We start from the raw sequence: 6,617 nt of genomic DNA on the forward strand, positions 1-6,617 counted from the left end.
CCTGTGAGGTCCCTGTGGGAGCGGGCAAGCCCGCGAAAGGGCCGGCACAGGAGTATTCAGATATCCCGGGCGTACGCCACCGCCGCCTCCACCTGCGCCAAGGTGGGTCGCACCCCGGTGTAAAGCACGAACTGCTCCAGCGCCTGCAGCGCAATCACCTCCAGCCCGGTGATCACCGGCTTATCCAACGCCCGCGCCCGTCGGATCAACGGTGTGCTTTCCGGCATCGCCACCACGTCGAACACCCGCGCCGCCGCGGCGATGGCGTTCTCGGAAAACGCCAACTCCTCGGCCTCGGGCCCGCCCGCCATGCCGATCGGCGTCACGTTCACCAGCATGGGTGGGCACAGGTCGCCCAGCTCCGCCACCCAGCGATAACCGCACACATCTGCCAGCTGCCGCCCCGCCTGCTCGTTGCGCGCAACGATGATGCCTTCGGCGAACCCGGCATCGCGCAAGGCACTGGCTACCGCCTTGGCCATGCCGCCACTACCGCGCAAGGCAAACGCCGTGGTCGGGTCGACCTGGTGCTGCGCCAGCAATTGGCGCACGGCCAGGTAATCGGTGTTGTAGGCCTTCAGGTGACCATTGCTATTGACCAGGGTATTGACCGACTCGATGGCCGCAGCCGATGGGTCGATCTCGTCGACCAGGGCCATGCAGGCCTCCTTGTACGGCATCGATACCCCGCAACCGCGGATACCCAAGGCACGGATGCCCGCCACCGCCGCCGGCAGGTCATCGGTGCGCATGGCCTTGTAGTAGAAGTCCAGGCCAAGCTGCTGGTACAGGTGGTTGTGGAACCGTACCCCGAAGGTGCCGGGGCGGCCCGCCAGGGAGATGCACAGCACGGTGTCTCTGCTGGGAGTTGTCGACATAACCTGCTCCTTTGTCATAACTGAAACGTTTGTTCAGCGTAACAGAGGTAACCGCTGGTCGTCCCTTACACAACCTTTACCGTTCCCCCGTGCTCAGCTGACGAAGAGTGGAGTCATAGTAATAGGACCCCACACCTGGGGTGTCCTTGCGAGGGTTTCTTCATGAACCGTCACATTCCCGGAATCGCCCTGCTGGTCGGTGCCCTGGCCATCAGCGCGCCCGCTGTCGCCCATGGCGGCCATGGCCATGGCGGTTGGTATGGCCCCGGCCCGCTGCTGGGTGCGGCCGTGGTTGGCGCCGTGGTCGGGGCGACGGTTTATGGCGGGCGTGACCGTACCGTGTACGTCGAGCGCCAACCGGTCTACTACGGGCCGCCACCGGTCTACGTGCAACCACCGCCACCGCCGGTGTACTACCAGCCGTACTACGTGCCAGCACCACCGCCCCCGGGCTATCGCACCTACTACGGTCCGCCACCGGTGTATTACGGCCCGCCGCGGTGGTAAATGTTGATAGAACCAATGACCACTATCGAGGAAGTTAATTTCAAACCGCCCCGGCTGCTGCGTAAGGTAGGGCCATGTTTTACAGGAGGTCCACATGGCCACTATCCAGATCATGTCCGTCGTCGGCAGTGCCGTCCCCGCTTCGCTGCGTCAGCAGGGCCTGCTGGCATGCTGGTACCTGGTGCGCAACGGCGAAGCCGTAAGCGGCCCGATGCCGACCCGCGCCTCGGCTCAGGCCCTGGTCGAACAGTTGCAACCAGGCACCTTGGTCGCCTGACCCGTATTTGTTGTGCGTTGCTCCCTACGCCCTTCTGGCCCGCCTACCTGGCGGGTCTTTTTTTGCCTGGGCGTTACGCCTGCACCTCCCCGCTGCAGGCTATGAACATTGCCAACAACGCGGCCAGCTGGTGCTCGCGCTGACCGTAGCCCGCGCCAGGCAGGCTGGCCCAGATCGGCGCGGCCTTGGCGATCGCCTGGGCAATGCGGCCGGCCTTGATCAGCGCCAACGCGCCGCACTCGCTCAGCAACTTGATTGCCGCCAGGTCCTGGGCCTCAGGGGTAAAGCGGCCATTGAAGCCATAAGTGCTCACGATGGCATCCCAGGTACCAGCCAGAATCTGGTACCGCCCCGCAGCGGAGCTGTGGATGCCGTAGCTGGGCAACCACACCTTCTGCCTCGGGTGCCCGCTGTAGTCATTGAACAGTTGGCCGCCGACCAGGACGTTGTAGCCATCGTCACTGGCAGCGATGGTCGAGGTACCCTCGGACCAGGCCAGCATGTCCAGGAATGCGAGCACGTTCGCGCCGCCGGCAGCGGCAGAATCCAATCGAGCCATGTTGTCTCCATACAGAAAAAGGCCCATACGCATGGGCATAAACAGAATTTGTCTTGCGGGCCGCCTCACTCACCCTGCTTCCCGCGCAGGCGGGCGATCCCCTCGCCCTGGACGGTGACCTGCCGGGGAGGATGGCCGCCCCGACTGGTCAGCGCTTCGATCTTGCCTTCCAGGCGCCCTACAGTGATCACCAGTTCATTGCGTTCCTTTGCAAACTGATCGGCCCTGGCCTGCGCTTCTCTTCGGGCGTCACGCTCGATATCGAGCAGCTCGTTCAGGCGCCGGACCACGCCAATATCAGCGTTGTCCATGGCACGGTCAGCCGCATCCCTGGACAGCCACTTGCGCAGCCAGAGGAATGCACCCAGCAACACGGTGCCTGTTCCGCCCAGCCAGGTGATGGTGCCTGGGCCGAGGTCAGTCGGGTCCATGAAAACCTCATAACGGATGGTGATGTCGTAAGCCTGGAGAACAGCTTCTCGGTGGCTTTCCTTGCTTGCGCATTTAATTTAGCCTACAGCTAATAACATGACAAGAGAAATTTAGCCTTGAGCATATTTAGCAGCGAGCTAAACACTGGCATGCTTCGCCCCATGGACATCTACGAAATTCGCAAGCACAACCTGGTCAAGCTGATCGGCAGCCAGAGGAAGGGATCCTGCGCAGAGCGCTGGGGGATGGCGCCTGCGCACCTGAGCCAGATCCTTTCGGACAAGACAGCGAAGAACCTGGGCGATGACGTGGCCCGCCGAATCGAGGGCATCGAAGGCTTGCCACGGGGGTGGTTCGACGCGATGGCAGCGGGCGACCAGGCGCAGTCGCCGGCCGAGGCTGTCGACAGCAAGCTTTCCGCGGCCGATCTGGTCAAGCAGATGCTTGCCAGAAGCGGCAAGGGCATCCCCGAAGAAACCCGGCAAAGGCTGCTGGCCGCCGCCGAGGAGCCGGCAGACTCGACGCTGGTGGCGGCTGAACTTGTTCGGCCAGGACTGGTGGGCGACGAAGTATGGATTGCCCACTACGACGTCCGTGCGGCCATGGGCGGCGGGCAGATCCCCCACGACTACCCCGAGATGTTCAAGGATGTTCGCGTCAGCCCAAGCCACCTGCGCGAGCTTGGCGTGGAGTTCAGCGAGCACCACCACCTGAAGATGGTGACCGGCTGGGGCCAGTCGATGGAACCGACCATCAAGCACCGCGACCCGCTGATCGTGGACGTCAGCATCCGCGAGTTCGTCGGTGATGGAATCTACTTCTTCTCCTGGGGCGACCACATCTACATCAAGCGATTGCAGATTGCCGACGAAGACCATTTCGAGATGATTTCCGACAACTCGCGGCACAAGGACCGCATGATTCGCCGGGAAGAGACCTACATCCAGGCCAGGGTGCTGCTGGTGTGGAATGCACACCTTGTGTAAAGCGAAGGCCACCACCCCAGCGTAATGCTGTCCATTCGCGCAACTGGGGCCGCCTTGCGGCCCTTCGCGGGCAAGCCCGCTCCCACAAGTACGATGCAGGCCTCAAGGAATGCACATTCCTGTGGGAGCGGGCTTGCCCGCGAAGGGCTGCAAGGAAGCCCCAATCGATGTCACATCAGACTTGAGTGAACAGTATTACGCTGCCCCGCAGGCTCTTTCTGACCTTCAGAAAGGTGCCGCCTCCTCGACCTGCTGCTCGCTGTCCTGCTCGACGATAAAGTCGTCGCGCTCCTCCACGCTGCCGCGCTCCCAGCGCACCGTCACGCTCTCGTCGTCGTTGAAGGTCAGTTCCAGCTCGGGCGTCTCGGCCAGCAGGCCCATCACCTCCTCCCACTCGGCATCACCGTCGGTATCCAGGCGATGCACCGTCACCCAGCGCTGCGTCTGCGCGAGCGGGTGGTTGATCATCGCTGATACCCGCAAGCTCAGCCGCTCTATTCCGGTCATTTCCTGGCGCTGATGGGGCGTCGACTTCAAGGGCTTAGACATATTCTTATCCTGACAGCTGTATATTTGTACAGTATTCAAGGAAAGCTTATCTCACCGCCAAATCAAGCGTAAAGCCCCCGATGTGGAAAATTTTCGCCAACAGGTAATTTGTCGCCCGGCGAAATAATTTTAGCCATGGGCTATTGACGATGATTTAGCGTAAGGCTAAATTTCATTCCAGCAGCCGCCACCGTGCTGCTGCGGCACCCACCGTCATTTTCATTCAGGAGTTCTCCCCATGAGCGTAGATATCCGCAACCTCACCCTCGCCGTTCCGGTAGTCGAATCGTCGATCAGCACCGTAGCGGTCGAACTCACCGGCAGCGAAGCGATTGCCCTGTACCCGAACTACGTGACAGTGCTCAGCGATGGTTCGGTCCAGTTGTCTGCCCCCACCAAAGGCGCTTCGAGCAAAAGCACCCGCAGGACCCGCTGCGAGTGGTCGGAGCCGAAATACTGGACCTTGGGCGGTGCCCCACATCACTGGAATCGCCAGGAAATGACGCTGACCAAGGTCAACTGGGCGCAGAAGGTGGTCATCGCGCAGATGCACGTCTACGGGGACGACAGCCCGCCCATGAAGGTGTTCTGGAAAAAGGGCGACATCACCCTGGGTTTTCGGCGGACCTACAACCAGACTGACCCGATCAACTCGACGGTGCTCAAGGGGGTACCGCTGGGGGCAAAGTTCGAGGTGAGCATCCATGCCACCGCAGCAGGCGTGGTCAACGTTACGGCCAAGTGCAATGGCGTGAGCGGTACGTCCGGCGATCTGCAGTTCGACAGCACCTGGGCTACACAGCTATTCGAGTTCCACGGCGGGGTCTACAACCAGGTGGACTACACCGATACCACGCCCGCCGATGACGGCTCGATCTGCATCATCAGCGACCTCTCGCTGACCCATGCCTGAACCCAGGCAGCCGGTAAGACATCCCGATGCCCCTGCCCCCCAACGCAGGTTTCATCGGGATCGCCTTTGAACTCCAGGTGGGCCGCTCATGACTGCCGCTCAAACTTCCTGTATCCCGGATGAACTAAGCTACTCGGATGTCTTTTTTCCTGATCAGGGTTAGGCCCCATGAGACTGTTCGATTTCATTGCTAGCAGTATGGAACCCATTCTCCAGGCTTGGGAAAATTACGCCCGCTCGGTTGAAACAGAGCTGCCAAAGCAGGACTCCATCGGCTTGCGCAATCATGCCGAGGAGTTGCTCCGCACCGTGGCCGCAGACATGAGAACGCCCAGAGCAGGCAACAACAGTCCGAGAAAGCACAAGGGAGAGGCCCCAGGAGTTCCAGCGAAACCGCAGCGCAGACCCACGCGGTTGCTCGCTTGATAGCTGGGTTCTCGATGGATCAGATGGTGTCCGAATACCGGGCATTGCGCGCAAGCGTTCTGTCACTCTGGCTTACCCAGGAATCGTTCGCAGACGCGCATCATGTTCAGGACATGATCCGGTTCAATGAAGCGATTGACCAGGCGCTCGCAGAGTCGATCGCGGCCTACGGAACGGCAGTCGAGGCGACCCGGAAAATGGTGCTCGCCGTGCTCGGTCATGATTTGCGTTCGCCCTTGGGCGCGATACTCATGGCTGGCGGGCTGATCCAGCGGCAGACCGGGCTGGATGAAAAGGGAAAGTTACTGGCGACCCAGCTTTGTACCAGTGCACATCGGGCAAATGTCATGATCAACGATCTGCTGGACCTGGCCCGCTGCAACCTGGGGACTGGCATTCCAGTGGATTTGCGGAAAATGGATCTGAACGCCATCTGCCAGGCTGTCATTGACGAACTGCGCACGGCGTTCCCGCACGCGCGGATCATCCTGGATGAGCAGGCGCACATCACCGGGCAATTCGACCCTGACCGCATCTCTCAGGTTTTCTCCAACCTGATAGGCAATGCCCTGCGCCATGGCGATGCGACAGCCCCGATCAAGGTCACGGTGGCCAGGGTGGATGGTGCTCCACGGGTCAGCGTCCAGAATTCCGGAGAGCCTATTGCACCCGAGGTGATGCCCTACATCTTCAAGCCGGAAGGGCGATACTCGAGCTACTCATCCGGAGAGCGGGGCTCCGCAGCGGGGCTCGGCCTTGGCCTGTTCATCGCATCGGAGATCGTGGCGAACCACGGTGGCAGAATTGAGGTGGAGTCGACCGAAGAGGAAGGGACGACCTTCGAGGTTGTTCTGCTGTCTTCGGCAGAGTGATGATGGGTACAGGACAGGTGACTTTCAAGCAGGTCCAAGTCAGAAAGAAGTGACCGCTCAAAGAACCAATAACAAAGGTTTTGATCAAGGAAAATGCGCCGGAAGGTTAGCATCTGCTTTGGGTCGAAAGCTGCCAATCACGAGTGGCCGCTCTCGACCCAGGCTGTGTGAAAACGCAAGTAAGTACGTCGAGTAACGAAAGAAGCTGGGGCACCCTG

8 protein-coding genes and 1 pseudogene are annotated in these 6,617 nt (G+C 60.9%); 5 read left to right on the plus strand and 4 right to left on the minus strand.

All coding sequences use genetic code 11. The features are described 5' to 3' along the window. Positions 1-56: 56 nt before the first annotated feature. Positions 57-878, minus strand: a complete 822-nt coding sequence (locus B2790_RS18535) for a shikimate 5-dehydrogenase (RefSeq protein WP_286919444.1) — start codon at positions 876-878, stop codon at positions 57-59. Positions 879-1,040: 162 nt separating this feature from the next. On the opposite strand from B2790_RS18535, the gene B2790_RS18540 reads away from it, so the two are divergent. Together B2790_RS18540 and B2790_RS18545 are read left to right on the plus strand one after the other, a co-directional pair. After that, the gene (locus tag B2790_RS18540) at positions 1,041-1,385 is read left to right on the plus strand and encodes a hypothetical protein (RefSeq protein WP_025338687.1); all 345 of its coding nucleotides are present in this window, start codon (positions 1,041-1,043) and stop codon (positions 1,383-1,385) included. Between the two features lie 94 nt (positions 1,386-1,479). Further along, positions 1,480-1,662: a hypothetical protein gene (locus B2790_RS18545; RefSeq protein WP_286919445.1), complete on the plus strand. Its 183-nt coding sequence runs from the start codon at positions 1,480-1,482 to the stop codon at positions 1,660-1,662. A 73-nt stretch (positions 1,663-1,735) separates the two neighbouring features. Here B2790_RS18545 and B2790_RS18550 read toward each other — a convergent pair whose 3' ends face one another. Beyond that, positions 1,736-2,221, minus strand: a complete 486-nt coding sequence (locus tag B2790_RS18550) for a glycoside hydrolase family protein (RefSeq protein WP_238066514.1) — start codon at positions 2,219-2,221, stop codon at positions 1,736-1,738. 65 nt (positions 2,222-2,286) lie between these two features. Further along, complete coding sequence (locus B2790_RS18555) at positions 2,287-2,652, minus strand: chemotaxis protein (protein ID WP_075044881.1); 366 nt, start codon at positions 2,650-2,652, stop codon at positions 2,287-2,289. A gap of 162 nt (positions 2,653-2,814) precedes the next feature. Between B2790_RS18555 and B2790_RS18560 the strand changes: the two genes are divergently transcribed. Then, positions 2,815-3,639 (plus strand): S24 family peptidase, encoded by an 825-nt coding sequence (locus B2790_RS18560; RefSeq protein ID WP_286919446.1) that lies wholly within the window; start codon positions 2,815-2,817, stop codon positions 3,637-3,639. A gap of 225 nt (positions 3,640-3,864) precedes the next feature. Here the strand turns inward: B2790_RS18560 and B2790_RS18565 are convergent, their stop codons facing one another. Next, complete coding sequence (locus B2790_RS18565; protein ID WP_025338682.1) at positions 3,865-4,188, minus strand: DUF1654 domain-containing protein; 324 nt, start codon at positions 4,186-4,188, stop codon at positions 3,865-3,867. Between the two features lie 238 nt (positions 4,189-4,426). Between B2790_RS18565 and B2790_RS18570 the strand changes: the two genes are divergently transcribed. Together B2790_RS18570 and B2790_RS18575 are read left to right on the plus strand one after the other, a co-directional pair. Continuing rightward, the gene (locus B2790_RS18570) at positions 4,427-5,101 is read left to right on the plus strand and encodes a polysaccharide lyase family 7 protein (protein ID WP_286919447.1); all 675 of its coding nucleotides are present in this window, start codon (positions 4,427-4,429) and stop codon (positions 5,099-5,101) included. A gap of 168 nt (positions 5,102-5,269) precedes the next feature. Beyond that, positions 5,270-6,399, plus strand: a pseudogene (locus B2790_RS18575) (sensor histidine kinase). Positions 6,400-6,617 lie beyond the last annotated feature (218 nt).

This window comes from Pseudomonas sp. UBA6753, assembly GCF_002453565.1.
Lineage (GTDB): Bacteria > Pseudomonadota > Gammaproteobacteria > Pseudomonadales > Pseudomonadaceae > Aquipseudomonas > Aquipseudomonas putida_Z.

Excerpts from the sequence above, each read along its gene's own strand:
- B2790_RS18535 (WP_286919444.1), bottom strand. The coding sequence starts at position 878 with ATGTCGACAACTCCCAGCAGAGACACCGTGCTGTGCATCTCCCTGGCG.
- B2790_RS18540 (WP_025338687.1), top strand. The coding sequence starts at position 1,041 with ATGAACCGTCACATTCCCGGAATCGCCCTGCTGGTCGGTGCCCTGGCC.
- B2790_RS18545 (WP_286919445.1), top strand. The coding sequence starts at position 1,480 with ATGGCCACTATCCAGATCATGTCCGTCGTCGGCAGTGCCGTCCCCGCT.
- B2790_RS18550 (WP_238066514.1), bottom strand. The coding sequence starts at position 2,221 with ATGGCTCGATTGGATTCTGCCGCTGCCGGCGGCGCGAACGTGCTCGCA.
- B2790_RS18555 (WP_075044881.1), bottom strand. The coding sequence starts at position 2,652 with ATGGACCCGACTGACCTCGGCCCAGGCACCATCACCTGGCTGGGCGGA.
- B2790_RS18560 (WP_286919446.1), top strand. The coding sequence starts at position 2,815 with ATGGACATCTACGAAATTCGCAAGCACAACCTGGTCAAGCTGATCGGC.
- B2790_RS18565 (WP_025338682.1), bottom strand. The coding sequence starts at position 4,188 with ATGTCTAAGCCCTTGAAGTCGACGCCCCATCAGCGCCAGGAAATGACC.
- B2790_RS18570 (WP_286919447.1), top strand. The coding sequence starts at position 4,427 with ATGAGCGTAGATATCCGCAACCTCACCCTCGCCGTTCCGGTAGTCGAA.